Annotated in this window: 17 protein-coding genes; 8 read left to right on the top strand and 9 right to left on the bottom strand. The window is 72.8% G+C overall.

Annotated features, from left to right (window positions below):
* Positions 1 to 448 precede the first annotated feature (448 nt).
* From AB0D66_RS22555 to AB0D66_RS22545, 3 genes are all read left to right on the top strand, one after another.
* The gene (locus tag AB0D66_RS22555; RefSeq protein ID WP_362306260.1) at positions 449 to 2,458 is read left to right on the top strand and encodes an RICIN domain-containing protein; all 2,010 of its coding nucleotides are present in this window, start codon (positions 449 to 451) and stop codon (positions 2,456 to 2,458) included.
* A gap of 134 nt (positions 2,459 to 2,592) precedes the next feature.
* The gene (locus AB0D66_RS22550; RefSeq protein ID WP_362306257.1) at positions 2,593 to 3,252 is read left to right on the top strand and encodes a hypothetical protein; all 660 of its coding nucleotides are present in this window, start codon (positions 2,593 to 2,595) and stop codon (positions 3,250 to 3,252) included.
* A 91-nt stretch (positions 3,253 to 3,343) separates the two neighbouring features.
* Complete coding sequence (locus AB0D66_RS22545) at positions 3,344 to 4,327, top strand: endonuclease/exonuclease/phosphatase family protein (RefSeq protein ID WP_362306254.1); 984 nt, start codon at positions 3,344 to 3,346, stop codon at positions 4,325 to 4,327.
* A 39-nt stretch (positions 4,328 to 4,366) separates the two neighbouring features.
* Here the strand turns inward: AB0D66_RS22545 and AB0D66_RS22540 are convergent, their stop codons facing one another.
* Both AB0D66_RS22540 and AB0D66_RS22535 read right to left on the bottom strand, forming a co-directional pair.
* Entirely contained in the window at positions 4,367 to 6,406 is a 2,040-nt protein-coding gene (locus tag AB0D66_RS22540) for a prolyl oligopeptidase family serine peptidase (protein WP_362306251.1), read from the bottom strand.
* Positions 6,407 to 6,436: 30 nt separating this feature from the next.
* Positions 6,437 to 7,492: an AI-2E family transporter gene (locus AB0D66_RS22535; protein WP_362306248.1), complete on the bottom strand. Its 1,056-nt coding sequence runs from the start codon at positions 7,490 to 7,492 to the stop codon at positions 6,437 to 6,439.
* Between the two features lie 114 nt (positions 7,493 to 7,606).
* Between AB0D66_RS22535 and AB0D66_RS22530 the strand changes: the two genes are divergently transcribed.
* Both AB0D66_RS22530 and AB0D66_RS22525 read left to right on the top strand, forming a co-directional pair.
* Complete coding sequence (locus tag AB0D66_RS22530) at positions 7,607 to 8,911, top strand: MFS transporter (RefSeq protein ID WP_362306245.1); 1,305 nt, start codon at positions 7,607 to 7,609, stop codon at positions 8,909 to 8,911.
* A gap of 348 nt (positions 8,912 to 9,259) precedes the next feature.
* Complete coding sequence (locus AB0D66_RS22525) at positions 9,260 to 10,786, top strand: nucleobase:cation symporter-2 family protein (RefSeq protein WP_362306242.1); 1,527 nt, start codon at positions 9,260 to 9,262, stop codon at positions 10,784 to 10,786.
* Positions 10,787 to 10,844: 58 nt separating this feature from the next.
* On the opposite strand, the gene AB0D66_RS22520 is transcribed toward AB0D66_RS22525, so the two are convergent.
* From AB0D66_RS22520 to AB0D66_RS22510, 3 genes are all read right to left on the bottom strand, one after another.
* Complete coding sequence (locus AB0D66_RS22520; protein ID WP_362306239.1) at positions 10,845 to 11,567, bottom strand: helix-turn-helix transcriptional regulator; 723 nt, start codon at positions 11,565 to 11,567, stop codon at positions 10,845 to 10,847.
* Positions 11,568 to 11,735: 168 nt separating this feature from the next.
* Complete coding sequence (locus AB0D66_RS22515) at positions 11,736 to 12,545, bottom strand: MBL fold metallo-hydrolase (RefSeq protein ID WP_362306236.1); 810 nt, start codon at positions 12,543 to 12,545, stop codon at positions 11,736 to 11,738.
* A 97-nt stretch (positions 12,546 to 12,642) separates the two neighbouring features.
* Positions 12,643 to 13,605, bottom strand: a complete 963-nt coding sequence (locus AB0D66_RS22510) for an aldo/keto reductase (RefSeq protein WP_362306230.1) — start codon at positions 13,603 to 13,605, stop codon at positions 12,643 to 12,645.
* Positions 13,606 to 13,732: 127 nt separating this feature from the next.
* On the opposite strand from AB0D66_RS22510, the gene AB0D66_RS22505 reads away from it, so the two are divergent.
* Positions 13,733 to 14,671: an endonuclease/exonuclease/phosphatase family protein gene (locus AB0D66_RS22505; RefSeq protein ID WP_362306227.1), complete on the top strand. Its 939-nt coding sequence runs from the start codon at positions 13,733 to 13,735 to the stop codon at positions 14,669 to 14,671.
* On the opposite strand, the gene AB0D66_RS22500 is transcribed toward AB0D66_RS22505, so the two are convergent.
* The 4 genes from AB0D66_RS22500 to AB0D66_RS22485 form a co-directional block, all read right to left on the bottom strand.
* Entirely contained in the window at positions 14,658 to 16,163 is a 1,506-nt protein-coding gene (locus AB0D66_RS22500; protein WP_362306224.1) for a hypothetical protein, read from the bottom strand. The genes AB0D66_RS22505 and AB0D66_RS22500 overlap by 14 nt on opposite strands.
* 49 nt (positions 16,164 to 16,212) lie before the next feature.
* Positions 16,213 to 17,694 (bottom strand): hypothetical protein, encoded by a 1,482-nt coding sequence (locus AB0D66_RS22495; RefSeq protein ID WP_362306221.1) that lies wholly within the window; start codon positions 17,692 to 17,694, stop codon positions 16,213 to 16,215.
* On the bottom strand, positions 17,687 to 21,442 hold the full coding sequence (locus AB0D66_RS22490; RefSeq protein ID WP_362306218.1) for a bifunctional glycosyltransferase family 2 protein/CDP-glycerol:glycerophosphate glycerophosphotransferase: 3,756 nt from the start codon (positions 21,440 to 21,442) through the stop codon (positions 17,687 to 17,689). The genes AB0D66_RS22495 and AB0D66_RS22490 overlap by 8 nt, the downstream gene beginning before the upstream one ends.
* Positions 21,443 to 21,790: 348 nt before the next feature.
* Positions 21,791 to 22,948, bottom strand: a complete 1,158-nt coding sequence (locus tag AB0D66_RS22485) for a hypothetical protein (RefSeq protein ID WP_362306215.1) — start codon at positions 22,946 to 22,948, stop codon at positions 21,791 to 21,793.
* A 369-nt stretch (positions 22,949 to 23,317) separates the two neighbouring features.
* Between AB0D66_RS22485 and AB0D66_RS22480 the strand changes: the two genes are divergently transcribed.
* Both AB0D66_RS22480 and AB0D66_RS22475 read left to right on the top strand, forming a co-directional pair.
* Positions 23,318 to 24,523: a sensor histidine kinase gene (locus tag AB0D66_RS22480; protein WP_362306212.1), complete on the top strand. Its 1,206-nt coding sequence runs from the start codon at positions 23,318 to 23,320 to the stop codon at positions 24,521 to 24,523.
* Positions 24,520 to 25,185: a response regulator transcription factor gene (locus AB0D66_RS22475; RefSeq protein WP_362306207.1), complete on the top strand. Its 666-nt coding sequence runs from the start codon at positions 24,520 to 24,522 to the stop codon at positions 25,183 to 25,185. The genes AB0D66_RS22480 and AB0D66_RS22475 overlap by 4 nt, the downstream gene beginning before the upstream one ends.

The raw sequence follows: 25,185 nt of genomic DNA, 5'->3' as shown, positions 1-25,185 counted from the left end.
GCCATGCCCCGTGATGACGACGCCGCAGACATCACGGCCTGGGCCGCGTCCCCGAACTCCTCCCCGGTCTTGAGCACCAGGGGGTTGCGGGCGGTTCCTCACGGGTCGTAACGGAGGCAATTCGACAGGTAGTTATTGGGTGAATACCTGACTGAATTCCCGTCAACAAGACTCCGGTTTATATCTCGATTTGATAACGACTCCCCCTCGAAGGCCTGGACCAATCATCTGCAACGCGCGTAACTGCCCTTGTTTTATTGATTATTGATGGTTCGTCAAATTCAACCGACAGGTAACGGAACGATTTCTCGGACCGCACCCCTCTTTGTCCGAATTCTCCGGCGTATTCGTCTGGCAGGCTTCCGCGCACCCAGTGTTCCGATCTCGATTTGAGGTGCCCATGCCAGGACGACGCAGACGGCCCGAACACCGCCGCAAACCGCGGCGGTTGATACTCCTCACCGCCGCCATGGCCACGGCGGCGGTGATCGCCGGAGGCATCGCGTACTCCGGCAGCGGCGACGGGGCCCAGGCCGCGGCCCCCGCCGAGGCCGCCGCGGCGGAAGCCGCGGCGCCGGCGGCCGCACCCGCCCGCGACCAGGATCCGGAGCCCATCGCGAGCGCGCCCGCCAACGAGAGCGCCCGCGGCATGGTCTACGACGGCCTCGAGGCCGCGCCGAAGGGCGACAAGTGCGTCGGCGTCTACCGCACCGGCGCCGGCCACTGCACCCACGGCCCCGACGCCCCGCCCAAGGGCGTCGACATCACCAAGGACATCGCGCCCGCCGTCAAGGCCTCGGCCCCCGCGGCCGATCCCGCCAAGCCCGCGACCGACGACCCGGCGAGCACGGAAGGCGGCGGGCGTCCTCAGGACGCGCCCGCCGCCGACGCCGCCGCGGCCTCCGCGAAGGCGCCCGCCCCCGCCGCGCCGGCCGCCGGCGGCCAGGCCGTCGCCGCCGGCCCCGCGGGCCAGACCGTCCAGTGCGACGGCGACGGCAGCACCGGCAACCGCGTCCAGGTGGTCTACGTCCACGCTCCCGGCCGCGACCGCTACTCCGAGTACGTCGCCTCGTTCCGCAAATGGGCGGCCGACGCCGACCTCATCTACGCGGCGAGCGCCAAGGAGACCGGCGGAGTCCGGCACATCCGCTACGTGACGGCCGCCGACTGCACCCCCACGGTGCTCAACATCGAGCTCCCGGCCTCGGCGCTGTCCGAGTTCAGCGCGACCAACGCCGCGCTCGCCGCCAAGGGGCTCGACCGCCGCGACCGCAAGTACATGATCTTCGCCGACAGCCAGGTCTACTGCGGCATCGGCACCTTCAACGGCGACGAGCGTCCCGGCCAGGCCAACCTGAGCAACTTCGGCCCCTCCTACGGCCGTACGGACTCCGGCTGCTGGGGCGGGCACACCGCCGCGCACGAACTCGGCCACAACCTGGGCGCGGTCAACAACAGCGCCCCGAACACCAGCCGCGGCGCGCACTGCACCGACGAGTTCGACGTCATGTGCTACTCGGACACGCCGTACTACCCGCAGATGCGCAACATCTGCACCAACCAGGCCTCCGAGAACATCCTGGACTGCAACCACGACGACTACTTCCACACCAGCCCGAAGGCGGGCAGCTACCTCGCCACGCACTGGAACATCGCCGACAACCAGTTCCTGATGCGCGCCAAGGGGGGCGGCGGCACCGACCCCGGTCCGAACCCGAACCCCACCCCGACCAAGAAGCCCACGCCGACGCCGACCAAGAAGCCCACCGGCGGGCCGGCCGTGACGGCGGCCCAGATCCAGTCCGACTCGGTCGTGGTGAGCTGGCCCAAGGTCGAGGGAGCGGCCTGGTACCAGGTCATGCTCGGCGGCAAGCACCTGGCCTGGGCGCAGTCCCAGGCGCTGCGCATCTACAACCTCCAGCCGAACACCGCGTACACGGTCACCGTGTCGGTCCGCGACGCCGCCGGCCGTGACAGCGGACCGGGCAAGGCCGCGTCCTTCCGTACGACGGGCGCGGGCGGCGGGGCGACCACCCCGAACACCAAGTACCTGCTCGGCAACGGCAGCACCGGCATGAACGCCGAGGTGTGGGGCGGCCGCGGCGCGGACGGCACCGTGCTCGTCGGCGCGCGGGCCAACGGATACGCCCAGCAGCAGTGGTACTTCGACGACGCGGGCGGCGGGCAGGTCCGCATCCGGTCCGCGGTCTCCGGCAAGTGCCTGCAGCCGGGCGGCGCCCCCGCCGCGGGCATGTGGGTGGCGCAGCAGACCTGCGGCGCGAACGGCGCGCAGGCCTGGAAGCTGACCTCCCGCGGTGGCGCGGTCACCGTGACGGACCCGAGCGGCGGCTTCGCCCTGACCGTGAGCAACCGCCCCTACTACGGGAACTGGCTGCTCGACCTCCAGCGTACGGACGGCCGCGCCACGCAGGCGTGGACCGTCCAGAAGGCCGGCTGACCGACCCGTCGCCCGGCCCGCTGACCGGCGACGGGCGGTCACCGACCGCCCCGGCCGGCCCACCCCCGGCGGACGGCCGCACCTCGCGGCCGTCCGCCGGTCCCCTCACCCCAGCCACCCGGAGCACCGCCACGATGCGCACAAGAATCGCTTTTCCGGCCCTGCTGGCCGCAGTCGGCCTGATGTTCCTGACCCCCACCGTGACCCATGCCCACGGCGACACCGTGAAGGTGACGGTGACCGGGCAGCGCGACGGCCGCGTCACCGCCGACATCACCTGGGAGAACGACGGGGACCCGGTGGACGAGGCCGTCGCCGCCACCGTGAACGCCGTCAGCGCCGACGGCTCCCGCACCGCGGGGCCCTGGCGGCTGATCCGCGACGTCACGGCCGCACCCGCGGGCTGGACCACCGCCGAGATCCTGCCGCCCGGCGCCTGGAAGGTCACCGTCGACGTGGGGTTCCCGGCCCTCGGCCACGGCGAACTCGCGGTCTCCGTACCCGTGGTGGACCCGGCGCCCACCACCGGAGCCTCGGCGCCGGCGCCGACCGCACCGGCGTCGGCGGGCCCGTCCGCACCGGCACCGGCGTCCTCGTCCACCTCGGATGCCGCCGCGGGCCCCTCGGATCCCACCTCCCCGCCCGCCGGGAACGCGGACCACACCGTCTGGTGGACCACGGCGGGCGTGGCCGCCGCGGCGCTGGCCGGCGCGGCCGGCGGCCTCCTGCTGCGGCGGCGACGGGTGCGGCGGATGCACGCCGCGGGCCAGGGCGCCGACCGGGCCTCGGGGTAGCCCGCCCAGCCGCGTCGGCCGCGGGCGCGAAGGCGGGTAGCCCACGGGCAGAACCCCGAACCCCCTCGCCGGCGTCCCCAAGGTCATGAACGTGCACGCAGACACGCCGGCGGCCCCACGGCGCCGCCGGTTCCTCCCCCGCTTCGACCGCGTCCCGCGCGTCGGCCGGGGCCGGCTGATCGCCGCCCTCGCCGTCCTGGTGACGCTGCTGATGCTGCTGCACGGCCGGATCCCGGACCGGGGCCCGCACCTCGGCAGCCTCGTCGAGACCTTCCTGCCCTGGACCGCCGCGGCGGTCGTGGCGCTGCTCGCCGCCGCGCTGCTGCGCCGCTCCCGGGTGGCGCTCGCCGCCGCCCTGCTGCCCGCGGTCACCTGGGCCGGTGTGCACGGCGGCACGTTCCTCGACCGGGGCACCGGCGGCCCCGCGGACCTCACCGTCGTCACCCACAACGTCGACGACGTGAACCCGGATCCGGCGGGCACCGCCCGAGCCCTCGCCGCCTCCGGCGCCCAGCTGATCGCCCTGGAGGAGCTCACCCGGCCCGCGCTGGAGGAGTACGAGCGCACGCTCGCCGCGACCCATCCGTACCACGCGGTGCAGGGCACGGTCGGGTTGTGGAGCACCTACCCCCTGCGCGACACGGCCGGGGTGCCGCTCGTGCCGTGGCGCAGCGCCCTGCGGGCCACCGCCGAGACCCCCGGTGGCCCGCTCACCGTCTACGTGGCGCACCTCCCCTCCGTACGGATCCGCCCCGGCTCGGGGTTCACCACCGGCCACCGCAACGAGGCCGCGGGCCGGCTGGCCGCGGAGCTGGCCTCCGCCCCGGCCGGGCGCACCCTCCTGCTCGGCGACTTCAACGGCACCACCGACGACCGGGCGCTGGCGCCGGTGACGGGCCGCTTCCGTTCGGCGCAGGAGGCGGCGGGCGCGGGGTTCGGCTTCAGCTGGCCCGCGCGGTTTCCCGTCGCCCGCATCGACCAGATCCTGGTCCGGGAGCTGACCCCGGTCTCCGCCTGGACCCTGCCGCCCACCGCGAGCGACCACCTGCCGGTGGCGGCGTCGCTGCGGTGGTGAGGAGGGCCGGGACGCTCCGCGACGCGGGGGGCGTGCCGGTCAGGCGCCCGGGGTCAGCCGCTCCCACAGGAAGGTGTGCACGAGGGCCTCGTTGAACGCCGTCTGCTCGTGGTCGGTGGCCCCGGAGTGGCCGCCGCCCAGGTGCTCGTGGAACAGGACGGGGTGCCCGGCCTCGCGCAGCCGGGCGGCCATCTTGCGGGCGTGTCCCGGGTGGACCCGGTCGTCGCGGGTCGAGGTGAGCAGCAGCAGGGGCGGGTAGGCGGGGCCTCCGCTGCGGATCCGGTGGTAGGGGGAGATCTCCTCCAGGTGGGGCCGGTCGGCGGGGTCGTCCGGGTCCCCGTACTCGGCGGTCCAGCTGGCGCCCGCGAGCAGCCGGTGGAAGCGGAGCATGTCCATCAGCGGCACGTGCGAGACGACGGCGGCGAACAGCTCCGGGTAGCGGGTGAGCATCGCGCCCATCAGGAGGCCGCCGTTGCTGCCTCCTTCGATCCCGAGCTGGGCGGGGGTGGTGATGCCGCGGGCGGTGAGGTCCCGGGCGACGGCGGCGAAGTCCTCGAAGGCCCTGACCCGGTTCGCCCCGAGGGCCGCCTTGTGCCAGTCCGGCCCGTACTCGTGCCCGCCGCGGATGCCCGCGACGACGTACGTGCCGCCGCGGGCGAGCCAGGCCCGGCCGGTGACCGCGCTGTACTGCGGGACCATGGAGATCTCGAAGCCTCCGTACCCGTACATCAGGGTGGGCCCGGGGCCGGGCCGGTCCTCGGGCCCGACGACGAAGTAGGGGACCCTCGTGCCGTCCGCGGAGAGGGCGAAGTGCCGGCGCACGGCGAGGCCTTCGGTGTCGAACAGCGCCGGCCCCCGCTTCACGCTCTCCCCCGCGCCCGCGCCCTCGCCCGCCGTGCCCCGGTAGAGGGTGGAGGGCTGGAGGTAGCCGGAGACGTTCAGGAAGTACTCGTCGCCGACGTCCGGGTCGGTGCACGTGACCGAGGCCGTGGACAGCGGCGGCACCCCGGCCAGCGGCGCGCGGCGCCAGCCGTCGGGGCCCGGCCCCGGGGTCAGGATCTCCATCCGGGAGGAGACGTCGGCGCGGGTGGTGAGGATCAGGTGGTTGCGGGTCCAGCTCCAGCCGGCGAGCGCGGTGTGCTCGTCCGGGGTGAACAGCACCGCCGCCTCGCGCTCCCCCGCCCGGAAGGCGTCGAGGTCGAAGGCCAGCAGCGTGCCGGCGTCGTGGCCGAGCCACGGGGACTTCGGGGCGACGATCAGCCACTCCCGGTGGACGGAGGCGCCGGCGTCGTCCGGCACCTCGATCTTCTCGGGCTCCGCGGCCGCCGCGCCCGCCGGGAGCAGGAACAGCTCCTGGTGCCAGAAGTCGATCTGCCGGTGGAGGAAGTCCCGTTCGAAGCCCGGGGTGTCGTCGCGCCAGCCGGTGGCCGAGATGTCGGAGGGGCGGCCCTCGTAGACGAGTTCGGCGGCGGCCAGGGGCGTTCCGCGCCGCCAGCGGCGTACCTGGAGCGGGTAGCCGGACCCGGACATCGAGCCGGGGCCGAAGTCGGTCCCGATCCACACCTCCTCGCGGTCGATCCACCCGATGGTGGTCCGGCCCTCCTCGACCTCGAACCCGCCCTCGGTGAACTCCAGGGTCCGCAGGTCGAACTCGCGCACGACGCACGCGTCCGCGCCGTCCCGCGACAGCAGCACGAGGGCGTGCTGGTGCTCGGGGCCCAGGACCCTGCTGCCCGCCCAGGCCCACTTCTCCCCCTCGGCCTCGGCCAGGGCGTCCAGGTCGAGGACCGGCTCCCAGACGGGCCGGTCCTTGACGTACTCCTCCAGCGTGGTGCGCCGCCACAGGCCGCGCACGTGGTCGGCGTCCTGCCAGAAGTTGTAGAGGTGGGCGCCGCGGCGGACGACGTAGGGGATCCGGCCGTCGTCGTCGAGGACCTCGCGGATCGCGCTCTCCAGCGCCTTGAAGGCGGGGGTACCGGTCAGCGCGGACACGGTCTCGTCGTTGCGCTCGCGGACCCAGCCGAGGGCGGCCTCGCCGGTGATCTCTTCCAGCCAGAGGTACGGGTCTTCATCGCTCATCCGCCGATTGTGCACGACGCGCCGCACGGGTCAGGGCGAGATCCCGGAGCCGTGGCGGGCATCGCGCAGGGCCGTGCGGACCGACCAGACGACGGAGACCAGCGGCACCGCGACGACCGCGCCCACCACTCCGGCGGCGATGGCGCCCGCGATCACCGAGATCGCCACCACCAGCGGGTGCAGCCGCACCGCCCAGCTCATCACCAGCGGATGCAGCAGGTGCCCCTCGATCTGGCCGATGACCACGATCAGCGCGACCACCAGGCCCGCGACCAGCGGCCCCTGCGCGGCCAGGGCGACCACCGCGGCGACCGCGAGCGCGACCGGGGAGCCGATCAGCGGGATGAAGGCCGCGAAGAACTCCAGCAGGGCCAGCGGGACGGCCAGCGGGACCCCGAGGAAGTACAGGGCGACCCCGACCAGGACCGCGTTCGTCGCCGCGACCAGCACGATCCCGTGGGTGTAGCCGGTGAAGGTGCGCCAGGCCGCGCGCCCGGCCACCGCCACCCGGCCGCGGACCGACACGGGCAGCTGTGTGCAGAACCAGGCCCACTGCCGCTCGCCGCCGTGCAGGAAGAACACGGAGGAGAACACGGCGAGGGCGATCACGGTGAGCACCTGTACCAGGTGGCCGGCCCCGCTGAGCGCCGTGCTGAGCACGGTCGAGCGGTGGCTCGACAGGTACTGCCCGACGCGGGACTGCACGTCCGACAGCGCCCCGGGGCTGAGCCGGAAGGGCGGCTGCTCCAGCCACCGCTCGATGCTCCCCAGGCCCTCGCGGAACTCCCGCACCAGTGTGGTGCTCTCCCCCGCCACCGCCTCGCCCACCAGCGCCAGCACGCCGAGCAGCAGCACCGCGCTGCCCAGCAGGCAGGCGGCGACCGCAAGGGACCGGGGCAGTACCCGGGCCAGCCGGCGGGTGGGGCCGCCGAGCAGGGCGGTGACGACGAGGCCGAGGAAGAGCGCCACGCCGATCTCGTGGAAGCGGCCGAGGACGGCGAAGACCGCGTAGACGGCGGCGCCCACGACCAGCAGACGCCAGGCGTACGAGGCGGCCGTACGAAGGAACGCTGACACCGGCGGCATGAGCGATGGGTGCCACCGCGGAGCCCCGATGGCACGCGCGCGGCGTCGGATTCGGCCGTCCGGGGCGGATAATTCCGTTGCCGGACCGGAGCCGAGCACGGACGATGGCCCCTCGTGAGTACTTCCCGCTGGGCCGCCGTGCTGCCCGACTTCACCCCCTGGCGTTCCGGCCGCGATTTCCGGCTGCTCTTCTACCAGGGCACGGTGACGTTCTTCGGCTCGTTCATGGCGATGATCGCGCTGCCGCTCCAGATCAAACACCTGACCGACTCGCCGCTGGCCGTCGGCGCGATGGGCGCGGTGGAGCTGGTTCCGCTCGTGGTCTGCGGCCTGTACGGGGGTGCGCTCGCCGACGCCGTCGACCGGCGCCGGCTGATCCTGCTCACCGAGGCCGGGCTCGGGGTGCTCGCGCTGGTCCTGCTGGTGAACGCGCTGCTGCCGGACCCGCTGCTGTGGCCGCTGTACGTGGTGGCGGCCGGTGTATCGGCGCTGACCGGGCTGCAGCGGCCGGCCCTTGACTCGCTGATGGCGCGGATCGTGCCGCACGACCAGCTGACGGCCGCCGCCGCGCTCAACGGGCTGCGCTACCAGTTCGGTGCGATCGCCGGTCCGGCACTGGCCGGCCTGGTCGTCGCGTACGCCGGGTACGCCGCGGCCTACTCGGTCACCGTCGCCGGGTTCCTGGTCTCCGTGCTGCTGTGCCTGCGGCTCGCGCCCGCACCGCCCGTGGGGGACGCCGAGCGGCCCTCGCTGCGCGGGATCGCCGAGGGCGCGCGCTACGCGTGGAGCCGCCCGGTGCTGCTCGGCACGTACGCCGTCGATCTCGCCGCGATGTTCTTCGCGTTCCCGAACGCCATCTTCCCCTTCCTCGCGGACGAGCTCGACGCGGAGTGGGCCCTGGGCCTGATGTACGCGGCGGGCGCGGTGGGCTCCCTGGTGCTGGGGCTCACCAGCGGCTGGACCTCCCGGGTACGCCGGCACGGGCTGCTGGTGGTGTGCGGGGCCGGGGTGTGGGGGCTGGCCATCGCTGCCGCGGGCTGGCTGGCGAACATCTGGCTGGTGCTGCTGTGCCTCGCGGTGGCGGGCGCCGGCGACATGCTCAGCGGGCTGGGGCGCGCGACGATCTGGAACCAGACGATCCCCGAGGGGCTGCGGGGCCGGCTCGCCGGGATCGAGGTGCTCTCCTACAGCGTCGGCCCGCAGCTCGGCCAGGTCCGGGCGGGCACCATGGCCGGCTGGACCGGCACCCGGACGGCGTTCTGGAGCGGCGGTCTGGCCTGTGTGGCCTCGGTGGCGGTGCTGGCGGCGCTGCTGCCGAAGCTGATCTCGTACGACGCGGACACCGACGAGGACGCGGTGCGCCGCCGGGCGTCCCGGGAGGCCGACGCGCAGGCGGGCGCCGCGCCCGTGGCTCCGTAGGGCCGCGGGGGACGGGACCAGCCGCCGGGCGGACGGGGCTGCGCGGGGTCCGTGCGCCGCCGGGCGGCCCTCGGCCGGAGGTTACTCGCGAGGAAACACCGCCGTTGGCTATGGTGAGCGCCCTCCGGTCGAGTCCCCCTTCGGATCCAATGATCACAGACGGATCCGCTGCGCCGATCGAAGGACGTCCTGCCAATCCAGGGCATATTTGCGCAGTGTCCGTGCGACGCGCTGTCGGCAACACCGCCCGGCGTCGGCTCGGTACGAGCCGGCCTGCCCTCGTCCTGCCACCCAGGACCCGATGGCGGCGGCCCTCTCATTCACCTACCTCGCGAAGGCAAGGCAGAGATGGCAAGAATCTCCCCCCAGTCCCCCCGGCAGTCGTCCCGCCAGTCGTCCCGGCATTCCTCCCGGCAAGCGGCCCATCCCGTCGACGAGCTGCTCCCGGTCCCCCAGCTCGCCCTCTACGGATTCCAGCACGTCCTCGCGTTCTACGCGGCGGCCGTGATCGTCCCGGTGCTGCTGGGCAACGCGCTGGGCCTCTCCCGCGAGGAGCTCGTCCACCTCATCAACGCGGACCTGCTGACCTGCGGCGTGGCCTCGATCGTCCAGGCCCTCGGCGTCTGGAAGGTCGGCGCGCGGCTGCCGCTGGTCCAGGGCGTCACCTTCACCGCGGTCTCGCCCATGATCGCCATCGGTACGGGCGCCGGCGGCGGCACCGCCGGCCTGCTCGTCGTCTACGGGGCGGTCATCACGGCGGGCATCGCCACGTTCGCCTTCGCACCGCTCTTCGGCAAGCTGGTGAAGTACTTCCCGCCGGTCGTCATCGGCACGATCCTCACCATCATCGGCATCACCCTGATACCCGTGGCCCTCCAGGACGCCGCGGGCGGCGCGCACCTCGTCGGCACTCCCGCCTACGGGGACCCGAAGAACCTCGCGTACGCGCTGGGCACCCTGCTCTTCATCCTGGCCGTGGTCCGGACCGGGAAGCCCTTCCTCAGCAGCCTCGCCGTCCTGTTCGGGCTGGTCGCCGGCACCGCCGCGGCCTGGCTGTTCGGGGACGCCGACTTCGCCGCGGTGGAGCAGACGGCCTGGTTCGGGGTCACCACCCCGTTCCACTTCGGCACGCCGCGGTTCGAACTGCTGCCGATCGTCGCCATGCTCGTCGTCATGCTGGTCACCATGGTGGAGACCACCGGGGACGTCTACGCCATCGGGGAGATCACCGGCAAGCGGGTCGACGCGGACACCGTGGCCCGGGCGCTGCGCGCCGACGGGGCGGCGACCGTACTGGGCGGCGTCCTCAACTCCTTCCCGTACGTGGCGTTCGCCGAGAACATCGGGCTGGTGCGCATGTCGAGGGTGATGAGCCGGTACGTGGTCGTCGCGGCCGGGGTGTTCATGATCGTGCTGGGGCTGCTGCCGAAGGCGGGCAGCCTGGTCGCCTCGGTCCCGCATCCGGTGCTGGGCGGCGCCGCGCTCTCCATGTTCGGCATCGTGGCCGCGGTCGGCATCCAGATCCTGGGGAAGGCCGATCTGCGCGAGGAGCGCAACACGCTGATCCTGGCGGTGAGTCTGGGCGCCGCCCTGCTGCCGACGACGGTCGCGCCGTTCTTCGACCGGATGCCGGACGACGTGCGGGCCGTGCTCGACAGCGGGATCACGCTGGGCGCCCTGACGGCGATCACGCTGAACCTGCTCTTCAACGTGTTCACGCGCCGCGCCACGACGGAGATCGACTGGGAGGACCACGGGGGCGGGCACGGGGACTGGCCCGCGGACGGCCACGGAGACGGCCACGCGCCGGACTACGGCGAGGACTTCAGGCGGGGCGGCGCCGCCGGCCCGCACCTGGGAACGGCCGCCCGCTGAGCCGGCCGCGGGCCGGAGGGGGCCCTCGAGGCTTCCCGGTCCGCGTTCCCGCGCCGCCTCACCGGCCGCCCGCGGGGAAGGGCGCGGCGTCGCCCTCCTCGCCGATCAACTCCCAGAAGTGGTCGACGAGTCGACGCAGGTAGGCGGCGCGCTCCGCCGCGATCTCCTTCAGCCTGGCGTCCGCGTTGCGGGCGACCAGGTGCCCCATGTACCGCTCCGAGAACTCGGCGAACTCCGCGTGCATGGTGCGCAGGGCGTCGCCGACGCTGGTCGCGTCCACCACCACGATCTCCGCGACCGGTTCCACGTGCGCCTTCCAGCGCCCGTCCACGGCCGACCGCAGGTGCTCCGCCAGCTCGTCCACCCGGCCCATGATCCCGATGAGCCCCCGCAGCGACAGCCCGAGGGCCTCCACCAGCGCCCGGGTCTGCCAGGCGTCCCCGTCCCAGCGCCGCTCCGCCTCGGCCGTGCGGTACTGGGTGGGGTCCATGCCTATGCGGTAGGCGAGCCGCTCCACGGTGATCCGGCGGGCCAGCCGGTGTTCGGCGAGGGTGCGCGGCGGGGCGCCCATCAGCGTCTCGGCCCCGCACCACAACACGTCGGCCAGGGCGAAGAGCTGCCGGTCGGACGGGACGTGGGAGCCCTGCTCCCAGGCCAGGACCAGGTCGGGGTGGACCGGGGTCCCGCAGGTCCCCATCGAGTGGGCGACCTGGGCCGCGGTCAGGCCCATGCGGGCCCGCGCGGACCGCGCCGCCGCGGGGGAGAACGGAATGCTGTGCACGTACGCGACACCTCGCAACACCCTCCGGCGCTCGGCGCCGGAGGGGAGACGGATGGATGGATGAACACCAAGCGCGGGCACAGTAACAGATGGTCAGCGGGTCCCAACCGCCCCGAGCCCTTCAATTCCAAGGCCTGAGACCCCGTGTACCGGGCAATCAAAAAGCCTCTAGGCCGGGCCTCCGGGCTCGAACCCCGCGAGCATCCGCTCCAGCGCGGCCTGGTCCGGCCCCACGAAGGGGCTGAGCCCCGGCGCCGCCGCGATGGTCTCGAGGAACCGGGGGGCCAGGCCGAAGGCCGGTGGCAGGTGCGTGCACAGGATGGTCTCCGGGGCCATGGCACGCAGCGGCTCGACCGTGGCGAGGAACCGGTCCCGGTCCGCCACCTGGGCCCAGGGGCTGTCCACGCTCGCCCACAGCAGCTGGGCGGCCTTGAGGTCCTCGGCGTGCACGGCCCCGACGTCGCTGCCCGTGGCCACCTCGGCGGTGGGCATGGGGCCGCCGAAGCAGTCGGAGCTGAAGCAGGTGCGGGAGCGGTCGTCGTAGAAGCCGACGGTGGCCGGATTGTCGAACAGCGGCGGCCGGAAGGCGTGGAGCGTGCGGTCGCCCACGTCCAGGCTCTCGCCCGGGTTGAGGAAGTACACGCGGTCCATCGGCAGCGGGCGCTCGGTGGACATGATCCCGGCTCCCAGGAACGTGGTCACCACCCGCGCCGCGGGTGCGGCTTCGAGCAGCCGGAAGAGGCCGCCCGTGTGGTCGCGGTCGGGGTGGGTCAGCCAGATCCACCGCACGTCGGCGGGATCGATCACGGAGCCCAGCGCGTCGAGCAGGTCCCGGTCGGGCAGGCTGACGCCGGTGTCGACGACGACCGGCTGGGCGCAGTGCAGTACGAAGACGTTGACCGGGAGGAAGCCGAGCCCCGGCACCTCCAGGCAATCGGCGAGAACGGTGCTGTCGGGTCCGGCCTTGTGTGTGCTCATGGCGGTCTCCCTGGCCACGGCCCCGCGTCGGGCGGGCTCTCCTCCCATCCTGGCGCGGCCGGGTCGCGGCCGCGCGCGGGGGCCCGGATCCGCCGGCTCAGGGCAGCGGGACGCCCCTGGCCGTGACCCACAGCTCGTACCACTCCTCGTGCGTGAGGTCGGGCTCGCGGACCGCCGCGTCCCGGCAGGCGCGGATCCGCTCGGGCCGGGCGGTGCCGATGACCGGGGCGATCCCGGCCGGGTGCCGGCGCACCCACCACAGCAGCACCGACTCCGGAGTCGTGCCCTTGCGCCGGGCGAGTTCGGCCAGGAGGTCGGCGGTGGCCCGTTCGGCGTCCGTCTGCTGGCGGCCGGTGAACCGGCCCTGGGCCAGCGCTCCCCAGGCCTGGAGCCGGATCCCGTGGTCGCGGCAGTGCTCCAGCGTCCCGAAGGGGAACCCGTTGCGGGCGGAGTCCGGGGTGTTGAGCAGTACGCCGGCCTCGACCCAGTCCCGGCTGTGCAGGCTCATCTCGAGCTGGTTCGCCACCAGCGGCACGTCGAGCCGGGCCTGGAGCGAGGCGATCTGCGCGGCCCCCATGTTGGACACCCCGAAGTGCCGTACGAGGCCCTGCCGGTGCAGGGACATCAGCGCCGAGGCGATCTCGTCGGGGTCCGCCAGGGGGTCGGGGCGGTGCAGGAGGAGGACGTCGAGCACATCGGTCCGCAGCCGTGCCAGGCTCTCCTCCACCCGCCCGACGATGGCCGGGCCGCGCAGGTCGTACAGGCCCGGCCGGTCCTTGCCGCCCGGCCGGATCCCGCACTTGGTCTGGAGGGTGATGCGCTCGCGCAGCCCCGGTGTCCGCGCGAGCACCTCCCCGAAGACGGCCTCGGACTTGCCGCCGCGGTAGATGTCGGCGTGGTCGAAGGCGGTGATCCCGCTGTCGAGGGCGGCCTCGATCGCCGCTTCGGCGGCATCGATGTCCGCCGGCCCGTACGGACCGGGCTCCCAGCTCCCGCCCAGCCCCATGCACCCGTACAGCACCCGGTCACCGCTCATGCCCGCCCCCTCGTCCGTCACCACGCCCCCACTCTATGGGGTGCCCCCTCCCGGCGGCCGGGCCCCGGGCGAGCGCGGCCCGGCCCTGGACGGCGCGGTTCCGGTCCACCCCGATGCACGGCCTGACCGGCCCGTACTCAATGATGGCGGGATGCACAGACACACCGGGACCGGGGTCCGCCGCCGCTCGCGCCGCTTCGGCCGCGCGGCGGCGGTCCTCGGTCTGTTGACCACCGCGGCCTGCACGTCCTCGCCCGGCACCACGACGCCTTCGGCGCTCACTCCCGAGGCCACGCACGACACGGTGTCCGTGGCCACCTGGAACATGTGCGGCGTGGAGCAGTGGGGCTGCGAGGACAAGGGCGGCCCGGACGACAAGTTCACGCAGCTGCGCGCCCTCGCCGAATGGCGCGGGGTGCGCGTCATGCTGCTCCAGGAGGTCTGCTCCGAGGACCTGCTGTCGGCCGCCCGGCGCCTGGGCAAGGACTGGCACAGCGAGTTCGACCCCTACGTCAGCGTGGACGAGGCGGGGCGCAGTGAGCCCGTCAGCTGCACGGGAGCGGGCCGGGGGCAGGCCGGTTCCGGTCTGCTCGCGGCGTCCCCGCTCACCGAGGTGCGGGCCGTGCCGACCCAGCAGCCGACCGCAGGCCTGCACCGGCGGTTCCTCTGCGCCCAGGTTCCGGCCCAGGGGGTCCGGGTGTGCAACGGGCACGTCGCACTGCGCGGCGCCGACACGGCCCACCCCGACCGGGACTTCCGGGCGGACCAGCTCCGCGCGCTGTTCGGGGCCGCGTCCGAGCACGACTCCGACCGGACGATCGTGGGCGGTGACTTCAACTCGCCGCCGCCGGTCGGCGGGAGCTCCACCACCGCGATCTGGCCGGCGGAGGCCTACACCACGTACCAGGAATGCGACCAGAAGGGCGGGTCCCGGGCGGGCCGCCGCACCCACGAGGACGGGGCGAAGATCGACTACCTGTTCACGGCGCTGCCGCGCACCGGATGCCAGGTCGTGGACACCAAGGCCTCCGACCACCGGGCCCTGGTGATACGGGTGAGCCGTCCCGCCCCCGAGGTCAGTACCTCGTAGCGGTGTAACCGCCCTGCGTCGGCACGATGTAGGCGTTCATCAGCACGAAGGGGACGGAGGCCCAGGCGGAGGCGTTACCCGCCGCGTCCACGGCCACGGCCTCGACCACGTGGTCGCCCTCGATCCAGGCCCAGCCCGGATCCCAGGCCCAGGCGCCGTCGGCCGTCACCTCGCACGTCCCCAGGACCGCGCCGCGCTCCTGGAAGTCCACCCGCACCGCCCCCGGGGCGAGGCCCGTGAAGCGCACCGCCGGGCCCTGGACCTGCTGGCCGGCCACCGGAGAGGTCACGGTCAGGACGGGCGGCCGCCCCTGCGCCTGCGCGCCCGGGCCGGCCGGGGCGGTGGGCTGCGACGGCGCGAAGGGCTCGTCGGTGGCGGTGAACACCACTTCGGTGCGCCCGGAGTGGAAGTTGCTCGCGTCCACCCCGAAGAGGCGCACCACGTGCCGCCCCTTGGCCCAGGGCTTCTCCCGCTCCCAGCTCCAGCTTCCGTCGGGGGCGACCGGCGGGGAGCCCTGGAACTTGCCGTCCTCCCAGATGCTGACGCGCACCGCGCCCGGGGCGGTGCCCGCGAACCGGACGGCCCGGGCCGGCAGCCGCTCCTCCGCCGCGGGGGTGAGCACCGACGGCGCGGGGAAGTCGTCCCCCCGCACCTGGGAGGTCGCCGACAGGTAGGCGTCGATCGCCGCCGTGTCGCGCTTGGGCTCCTCGTGGCCGTTGCGGACGGCGCCGAACCGCGGAACGATCCCGTGCGAGACGAGGTTCAACAGTCCCACCAGGGACGGGATGTTCCGCGTCGTCACCTTGTCGTGGCCGGAGATCAGGGGCGAGTCGTTGAAGATGAAGTTGAAGTTCTCGTAGCCCTGGAAGAGGCCGAGGAACGGCTCGATGTGGATCGGGTACTGCCGGTCCTGGGGCGAGGAGACCAGGTAGATGTTGGCGGAGCGGTTGGCGCTGCCGCGCACCACCTCGGGAAGGACCGAGTCGAGGAAGCGCACCTTGTCGTCCGTCACCTCCCCCATCATCGCGCGGGCCGCGTCCGCCATGGCACTGACCGTGAACGTGCCGATCCGGAACTGCGGGGCGCTGGCGATGATGTTGCGGTAGCCGTACTTCAGCCCGAAGTGGAGTGCCGCGCTGCCGCCCTTGGAGCTGCCGAACATCGTGCACTGCTCCGGTGTCAGCGACAGCGCGTGCATCACGCGCGCGATGAGTCCGGCGACCGACTGCTCGATGCCGAAATCCATCCCCTTGCACAGGTAGTAGCTGTTCGCCCCGTCGAAGGAGTCGCGGATCCACAGGATGTTCGACCGGACGTTGTCGAGGATCCCGCCCCCCATCCCGTACTCACCGGGCGCGTTGAGGTTGGCGAACACCACCACCAGGTGGCGGCTGCCGTTCTTGGCGTGGGAGAACCGGTACTCGACGGGAACCGGCCCGGAGGGGTCCACGCCCGTGATGACGCGGCGCTCGTTCTTCGCTGTGTTAGACATGCTCGGAATCCATTCTTGTCACCGGCCCGGCAGGGACCCGCGGGGCGGGTCAGTGCCTCGCGCCGGAGTAGCCGCCGGGCCCGGGCACGGTGTAGGAGCCGCCCACCGCGAAGGGGACGGAGATCCAGGCGGAGGCGTTGCCCCCGGCGCCCACCGCGACGGCCTCCACGAAGTGCGGCCCCTCGTTCCAGGCCCAGTTCGACTCCCAGGTCCAGGTGCCGTCGGCCGCCACGGGGCAGGCTCCCAGGCTCATCCCGGCCTCCTGGAACTCCACCCGGACCGCGCCGGGGGCGAAGCCCGCGAACCGGGGGACGGGACCCGGTACCTGCTGATGGGCACCGGGCGAGGTCACGGTCAGCGCCAGGGGCTGGGCCGGCGCGGCCACGGGATCCGGGGTGTCCACCGGGTCCACGACCGTGAAGACCACCTCGCTGCGCCCGGAGTGGAAGTTGTTCGCGTCCACCCCGAAGAGCCGCACGGCATGGCGTCCCTTGCCCCACGGCTTGTCCCGCAGCCAGCTCCAGCTGCCGTCGGGGGCGACGGCCGGGGATCCCTGGAACGTGCCGTTCTCCCAGATGCTGACGCGCACCGCGCGCGGCGCGGACCCCACGAAGCGGACCGCGTGCGCCGGAAGCCGCTGGTCCGCCGCCGGCATGAGCACCACCGGCGCGGGGAAGTCCTCGCCCCGCACCTGGGAGGTCGCCGACAGGTAGGCCTCGATCCCGGACGTGTCGCGCTCCGGCTCCTCGTAGCCGTAGCGGACGCCGCCGATCACGGGGCTGATCCCGTCGACGAGGAGGTTCAGCAGCCCCATGATGACGGGGACGTTGTGCGGCACCACCTGCGACGAGCCGGCGACCAGGGTGGAGTCGTTGAAGACGAAGTTGAAGCGCTCGTATCCCCGGAACAGTCCGAGGAAGGGCTCCACCTGGCGCGTGTACTCCTCGCTCTGGGGCGAGGAGAGGAGGTAGATGCCGGCCGCGGGATTCGGCCGGGCGCGCACCAGGTCGGGGAGGACCGAGTCGAGGAAGCGCACCTTCTCCTCCGTGACCTCCCCCATCATCGGCCGCGCGACCTCCGGCAGGCTCTCCCGGACGTGCGTCCCGATCAGGAACTGGGGCACGCTGGCCACGATGTTGCGGTAGCCGTACTTCAGCCCGAAGTAGAGGGCCGCGCTGCCGCCCTTGGCGCTGCCGATCATCGTGCACTGGTCCGGTGTCAGCGACAGCGCGCCCGCCACGCGCGCGATGAGCCCGGCGACCGACTGCTCGACGCCGAAGTCCATCCCCTTGCACAGGTAGTAGCCGTTCGCCCCGTCGAAGGAGTCGCGGATCCACAGGATGTTCGCCCGCACCTTGTCGAGGACCCCGCCCGCCATCCCGTAGTCGTCGGGCGCCGCGTGGTTCGCGAAGACGACGACCAGGTGCCGGTTGCCGTTCCTGGCGTGGGAGAACCGGTACTCGACGGGAACCGGCCCGGAAGCGTCCACGCCCGTGACGATGCGGCGCGTGTTCTGGGCTGCCTTAGACATGCTCCGAATCCATCCTTCTCACCTGCCGCGGCATCTGGCCGAGGGTGCCCGCGTTCCAGGGGCCCGGCTGGCCGGGGATGCGGGCGGGGGCCGATCCGACGGCCGGCGCCTGGGCCAGGGCGGGGTCGAGGTCCCCGCCGGCGATCAGGATGCGGTCGGCCAGCCGGGCCGCCGCATAGCCGTCGTCGAGGTCGCAGAACTCCTGCTGGAACCAGCGGTAGCGGGCCGCGTAGCCCTGCTGGATCCGGTCGATGTTGCGGATCGCCCCGACCAGTTCCGGGGAGCTGTACAGCAGCGGACCGGGTGCGGACTGCTCGAAGTCGAAGTAGAACCCGCGCAGCGTGTCCCGGTAGTGGTCGAGGTCGTACGTGAAGAAGAGGATCGGCCGCCCGGTGTTGACGAAGTCGAACATCAGGGAGGAGTAGTCCGTGATCATCACGTCGGCGATGAGGGAGAGGTCCGCCATGTCCGGGTAGTCGGACACGTCGAAGACGAACCCGTCGCCGGCGCCGGGCACCGGGTCCACCACGTTGGGGTGGCGGCGCACCAGCAGGACGTGGTCGTGGCCCAGCTGCGCCCGGGCGTCTTCCAGGTCGATGCGGAAGTCGAGCTTGTACTTGCCGGGCGCGTAGAACTGGTCGTCGCGCCAGGTCGGTGCGTACATGACGACCCGCTTGCCGGGCGGCAGGCCGATGCGGCGGCGCACTTCCGCCGCCCGCTGTCCCGAGTCCGCACGGCGCAGGACGTCGTTGCGGGGGTAGCCGCTCTCGACCATCTCGCCGGGGAACTGGAAGGCGCGCTTGAGGATGGGGGTGCTGAAGCTGTTGGGGGACACCAGCATGTCCCAGTTCTGCACCTCCTTCTCCACGCGCTCCAGGTACCGCTTGTCCGCGAAGTGCACGGCTTCGATGTCGTGCCCGATCTTCTTGAGCGGCGTGCCGTGCCAGGTCTGTACGACGACCTGCCCGTCGCGCTTCTCGAACCAGTCGGGCAGGTGGTTGTTGGCCACGACGTACCGGGACCGGGCCATGGCCTCGTACCAGTCGGGGGACCACATGCGGACGGGGCGGGCGGTCGGGGGGACGGCGACCTGGTCGTCGCGCACGACCCACAGGTGCTCGAGGCCGGTGCCCCGGCGGACCATCTCCTCGTGCAGGGCGCGCGGGCTGTCGGAGTACTGGGTGCCCTTGAAGGCGTCGAACAGGACCGCCTGCTTCAGCGGCTTGCGCCGGGCGTCGGGGTAGGCCTTGGTGCGCAGCAGCTTCTGGCGGTAGGGGCCGCGCGCCTCGTCGGGCATCGCCGAGTGGACGAGGAGGGAGAGCCGGTCGTACGCCTCCGCCTGCATCTCGTAGCGCCGGTCGTCGGCGGTCATCTCGCTCGGGAACGTGGGGATCAGTTCCTGCGCCATCTTGACCATGAGGTCGCCGGAACGGTTCTCCGGGGTGACCGCGGAGGGGTCCTGGCGGCGCAGGAAGAAGTCCCAGCGGCCGGAGGCCAGCGGGATCTCGCCGGCCAGGGTGCGCATGGCGGCGGGGGTGAGGACGAAGTGGAACTCCTGGCCCTGCCAGGTGATGGGCACGACGCGCTCGGCGCCGTGGGCGCGGGAGCGGACCACGATGTGCGCCGCGGCGTACTCGGACGCGCTGAGCATGTCCTCGGCCGCGTAGCCGACGACGATCTCCGCGGAGCCGTCCTGGCGCCAGGTGACGGACTTGGCGAGCGGCAGGGTGTCCCGCTCGAACAGCACCACGTAGCCGGAGCCGTTGCGGTGCACGACGACCTCGCGGTCCTCGTTCGGCGTCTGGAGTCCGGCGGGCAGGCGGTAGTGGCCATCGGTGGTCTCCTCCGCCATCACCGGGTAGATGGCCGCCTTGCGGCCCTCGACGTGGAGGGTGGTCTTCCAGCCGTTGGCTCCGGTGTTCCAGGTCTGCGGGACCCCGTCGCCGGAGTTCGTGCGGTGGCCGGGGACGAGCGCCTTGACGGGGATGCGGGTCGCGAAGGTGTACCAGCCCTCGCCGCCCGGCTTGAAGTGGACCCAGGCGTCGTGGCGGCCGGCGCCGCCCATGCTGGTCACCCGGAACTTGCCCCAGTCGGGCAGTTTGGGCCCGAGGTAGACGCCGCCGAGTTCGATGCTGTCGCCGACGATCCGGTGCCGGGTGATCCGGCAACGGACGATCTCCACACGGAGCTTGAGCTTGCCCTGGAGGAAGAGCGGTACGACGCGGGTGTTCTTCTCGACGTACTGGTAGGGCGGGTTGGCGGCGGTGCCCGCGCCGCCCCGCGCGATGCCCTTGTAGCGGAACAGCCCGCGGCTCAGCACGCCGGCGGCCACGTCCCATGTCCCCTCGACCCACTTGCCCTTGCGCTTGAGGCGGGTGGCGTCGAAGCTGACCTGGAATCCGGACCAGTCGTAGCAGTAGCGGTTCTGGTTGGAGTGCTCGGTGGCCGTGGGGTAGTACGTGGTCTTCGCCTTCGCGACGACGACGCGGCCCTGCTTCTTGTTGCGCAGCGCGATCGCCTTCATCGACATGTGCCGCTTGTGCACGTTGATGAAGCGGACGTAGGCGGACCCTTCGAGGGCCAGGTGCCCGGAGTCGTCCCAGCGCGCGCCGGTCAGCGAGCCGTGCAGCGACAGTTCCTTGTCGAGCCGGTAGGCGCTCTTGTCGAGGCCGATCGAACGGTCGCCGAGGTAGGGGTAGTTGAGGTACCGGTGCAGGCGCCGCTGGACGGGCAGCGGACCGCCCTTGCGCTCGAACTCGACGACGTCGAGCAGTTCCTTCAGCCGGCCTTCCCGCACCAGCAGCCATTTGACGCGGGCGTCGGCGGGAAGTTCGCCGATGATGTCCTCGTCGGCCTCGTCCAGGAATTCGTTCGCCCAGTGCATGAAGGCGTCGCGGTATTCCTCGTCGGCGTCCGGCAGCACCTTCAGATGCAGCATCAGGTCCGACTTCAGACAGGCGAGGTCGTACTTCCGCTTGTGCTCGCTGTAGGAGCGGGCGCGGTGTCCGGCGAGGAAGCGGCTGACCGACTGCACGGCGGCGACCCGGTCCTGGAGATTGCTGAATTCGGTGTGCCGCTGCGTGATGGAGGGCGCGGCACCTCCCTCACGCCGGCGCCAGAAATAGACGATATCCGTGAGGATGTCCACTTTGGTGGCGCGGAAATGGGCGAACATGTTGACCCAGGAGTCCTCGTACATGACCCCCTCGGGGAAGGCGATGTAGTGGTAGTCCCAGAAGGAGCGCCGGAACAGCTTGTTCCAGACGGTCCGGTCGTAGATGAGCTCCGGCACCTTGGTGATGTGCGTGCCGCGCTTGCTGCGCTGCATGGGCGCCTTGTGCAGCGGCGACTGCCACTTCTTGGTGGAGTTCATCATCTGCACGTTGCCCGAAACGAAGTCGGAGCCCGACGCGTCGAGGGTGCGGACGAGCAGCTCGTAGGCGTACTCGGGTATGACGTCATCGCCGTCGACGAACGCCAGGAATTCCGCCTCGGGATGGGCGGCGCGAATGCCGACGTTGCGGGCGTGCCCCGGCCCCATCGACTCCTGGCGCAGCAGCCTGAACCTGGGGTCCCGGCGGGCGAAGTCGGCGGCTATCGCGGTCGAGGAGTCGGTCGAGCCGTCGTCGACCATGACGACCTCGAGGTCGGGGAACGTCTGCCGGGCTATCGACTCCAGGCACTCCTCGAGATAGATCTCGACGTCCTGAAAGGGAACGACAACACTCAGGCGGGGCGTACCGGCCACTCAGAAAACTCCTCGATTGCCACTCTTCTTGAGGCGTGCGGCTCCTTGCCGTGATGTGAAGCCGGATCCGCCCCCGACTCCGACCACCGCCGCCCCACCCCTCGCCTCGCCCGTCCGGTCCCGGTACCGGGCCGCACACTTATGCGACCCTCACAGGGCGTGTGCAGCCTAGGCCAATCGTTTGACGCCGAGCAAGTATTCGGAAACGCCCCGGCCGCGCAATGTTTCGCATGTGTTAATGAGCAACTACTTCCCAGGCCCAGCAGGCTCGTCAACTGCGCAGTTGGGCGGGAGAAAGACCGGAATGGGCAATTCACCCCACGGGGCAAGATGACTCGGTGATGAAGGTCACCCGACGCAGCGCCATGGGCCGAACGCCAGCCCCTCGGCCGCGAGATCCTGCCGGGCGATCCGCAGCCCGCCCTCTGTGTCGATCATCGCGATCGTGACCGAGCCGCGGGCATCGAGGGCCATGGCCGGAAGCCCCGCGCACCGGTCCCCCACCGGGGCCCACCAGGCGCCGTACCGCTCACCCTCCGTGGGATAGGCGGCGATCTCCGGGTATCCCTCGGCGCCGCGCTGGAGCAGGACCGTGCAGTCGTATCCGTTGATGGGCGTACGCAGGACACCGACCGGGCCGACTCCGCCCGCGCCGCCCAGCGACATGAACCCGCCCGTCGTCACCACGCCGGTCGCCGGCGGCCGGCAGGCGATGACGGTTCCGTCCGCCGGGGCGCGCCAGAAGTGGGTGGCGACACCGGGGCTCGTCTCGAAGGAGCTGTACGTGCCCTCGGCCGCGTCCGCCTCCATCCGGCCCAGCCAGGCGAAGGCCCCCTCCCCCGGCTTCTCCTGGCCCAGTTGCACGGCGCCGCCCCGGAAGGGCGCGAGGAAGCCGACCCGTCCCCGGCCGTGCGCCGTGGGCACCACCGCACCGCGGACCCACCTGAGCTCGTGGTCGGCCCACGCGGTCCACGCCCCGTCGGAGCGCTGGGTCCGGCCGCGGACGCCCACGCCGAAGCGGGTGACGAAGTAGTGGAGGGATCCCGCGCCGTCGGCGAGGACGACGGGGACGCCCGGCTCGGGTGCCGACGCGTCGCCCGGCGGGAACGGGTTGCCCACGGCCCGCCAGTCGCTCAGCGGCCGGCTTGTCTGGTATTGGGCGGCTATGACGAATTCGCGGCCTTCCGGCGCCCCGTCGCGGTGGCGGGTGGCCGCGAACCAGACGAATCCGCCGGCGTCCTGGGTGAGCGTGAACCGGCCGGTCCAGCCCTCCACGGGGAACAGGTCGGGTCCGTGCCAGAGGTCGGAGCCGGGCGCCGACTCGGTCCAGCGCACCAGGCCCTCGGCGCAGCTCGCGTAGGCGGTCAGCCGCCCGTCGCGCCCCAGGCGCAGCCAGCCCGGGGAGGCGTGTCCGCCGTCAGCCGCCGCGGCGATCTCGGAGCCCGGGACCGCGGGCTCGCCGGCGGCGGCTCCCGGGTCGGTTTCCGCACGTCCGCGTCGCGCCATGTCCTGCCCACTCCTGCCCGAAATCGACTGTCTTGTCCGGCCTGGCCCGGCGGGCCGTGGGACAATTTACGGCAGCGCGGCAACCTGTGGATGCCGGGGGCGGGTCCTCCCGACGCCCCGGCATCCGTGCAACCTAGCCTGATCGGGCCCCCGCCACCACCGGCCGCCGGATGCGGTCCGGGCGGGCGGAGGCAGATAGTCCGGATAGCCCCCGATCGCCGGGAATGGCCCTGGTCCGGGCGGGCGTCCGCGCCCCGGGCCGGCCGCACGGCGCGTGCTGCGCGTACGCCGCGTACCACCCGGGGAGTACGCGGCGAACGCTACGCCGGGGTGACGCGGGTGACGGGGGGTGCGCACTAGCGTGGTCGTATGGACGAGCAGCGTGAGCGCCCGGGTCCTCCGTGGCGACGATGGATGGAGCGGACCGGGCGGGGCCCGGCCTGGCGTGCGGTGCTGCTCCTCGCCGTCTTCGCACAGGTCGCCTCGGGCTGGGCCGCGCGGGAGCAGACCGGGCGGGTGGGGCTGGACGCCTTCGCGCGGCTCCTGCTGCTGCTCGGTCCGGCACTGCTGCTGGCCCGGCGCCGCCACCCGGTGGCCGTGGCGTACGGGGTCAGCGCCGTCACCCTGGTGTACATCGGCGCCGGCTATCCGTACGGGCCGGTGTTCGCCAGTCTGGCGCTGGCCTGCTTCGCCGCCGTGGTCTCCGGGCACCGCCAAGCCGCCTGGGGCGCCGTGGGGCTGCTGTGGGCCGGCCACCTGCTCATCGCCCACTGGCTCTACCGGTGGCTGCCGCCCGCCGGGGACGGTCCGGCGCCCTGGGGGCAGGAGCTGGTCATCACCGCATGGGTCCTCGCCATGCTGGCCCTCGCCGAGCTGGTGCGCCTGCGGCGCGAGCAGTGGGCCCGCGAGCGGGCCGATCGGGCCGCCGCCGAACGCCGCCGGGTGAACGAGGAGCGGCTGCGCATCGCCCGGGAGCTGCACGACGTCCTGGCCCACAGCATCTCGGTGATCAACGTGCAGGCGGGCGTCGGGCTGGCCCTGCTCGACACCGACCCCGAGCAGGCGCGCACGGCCCTGACCACCATCAAGGCCGCCAGCAAGGAGGCCCTGGGCGAGGTCCGGCAGGTCCTGGACACCCTGCGGGCCCCCGGCGAGGCGCCCCGGGCCCCGGCTCCCGGCCTCGACCGCCTCCCCGAGCTCGTCGAGCAGGCCGCGGCGGCCGGACTGGCCGTGGACGTGTCGGCCGCGGGGACGGCCCGGGCGCTGCCGCCCGGCGCGGACCTGGCCGCCTTCCGGATCCTGCAGGAGGCGCTGACCAACGTCGTACGGCATTCGAGGGCGCGCACCGCGCGCGTCGGCCTCATATGGCAGCCCCGCACCCTGGAGCTGTGCGTGGACGACGAGGGCCCGGCCACCGGGGGCGGCGCGGGCGGCACCGGGAACGGCCTCGTGGGCATGCGCGAGCGGGCGGCCGCCCTGGGCGGCTCGATCGAGGCCGGCCCACGGCCCGAGGGGGGATTCCGGGTGGTCGCGAGGCTGCCGCTGAAGGCCGTCACGCCCCGGGAGGACCCGTGATCCGCGTACTGCTCGCCGACGACCAGCTCCTCGTCCGGGCAGGGTTCCGGGCGCTCCTCACGGCGCAGCCCGACATCGAGGTGGCCGGGGAGGCGGCCGACGGGGACGAGGCGGTGCGCCGGGTGCGGGAGCTGCGCCCCGACGTGGTGCTCATGGACATCCGGATGCCGGTGCTGGACGGGCTCGCCGCCACCCGTCGGATCAGCGGGGACCCGGCGCTGGCCGCCGTGAGGGTGGTCATGCTCACCACCTTCGAGCTCGACGAGTACGTCTTCGAGGCGATCCGCTCGGGTGCCTCGGGCTTCCTCGTCAAGGACGCCGAACCGGAGGAACTGCTGCGCGCGGTCCGGGCGGTGGTGGCGGGCGACGCCCTGCTGTCCCCGGGCGTGACCCGCCGTCTGATCGCGGAGTTCGCCGCCCGCTCGAAGCGGCCCGCGGCGCCGGCGGAGCTGGACCGGCTGACGGACCGGGAGCGGGAGGTGATGGCGCTGGTGGGCCTGGGCCTGTCGAACGAGGAGATCGCCCGCCGCCTGGTCGTCAGCCCGCTCACCGCGAAGACGCACGTCAGCCGGACCATGGTGAAGCTCGGCGCCCGCGACCGCGCCCAGCTGGTGGTCCTGGCCTACGAGTCGGGCCTGGTGCGGCCGGGCTGGCTCGGCTGA

Origin of the sequence: Streptomyces sp. NPDC048270 (assembly GCF_040652335.1) — a bacterium.
Taxonomy (GTDB): Bacteria; Actinomycetota; Actinomycetes; order Streptomycetales; family Streptomycetaceae; genus Streptomyces.
Note: the sequence above shows the minus strand (reverse complement) of the source record. Positions and strands in the feature narration are given on the sequence as shown.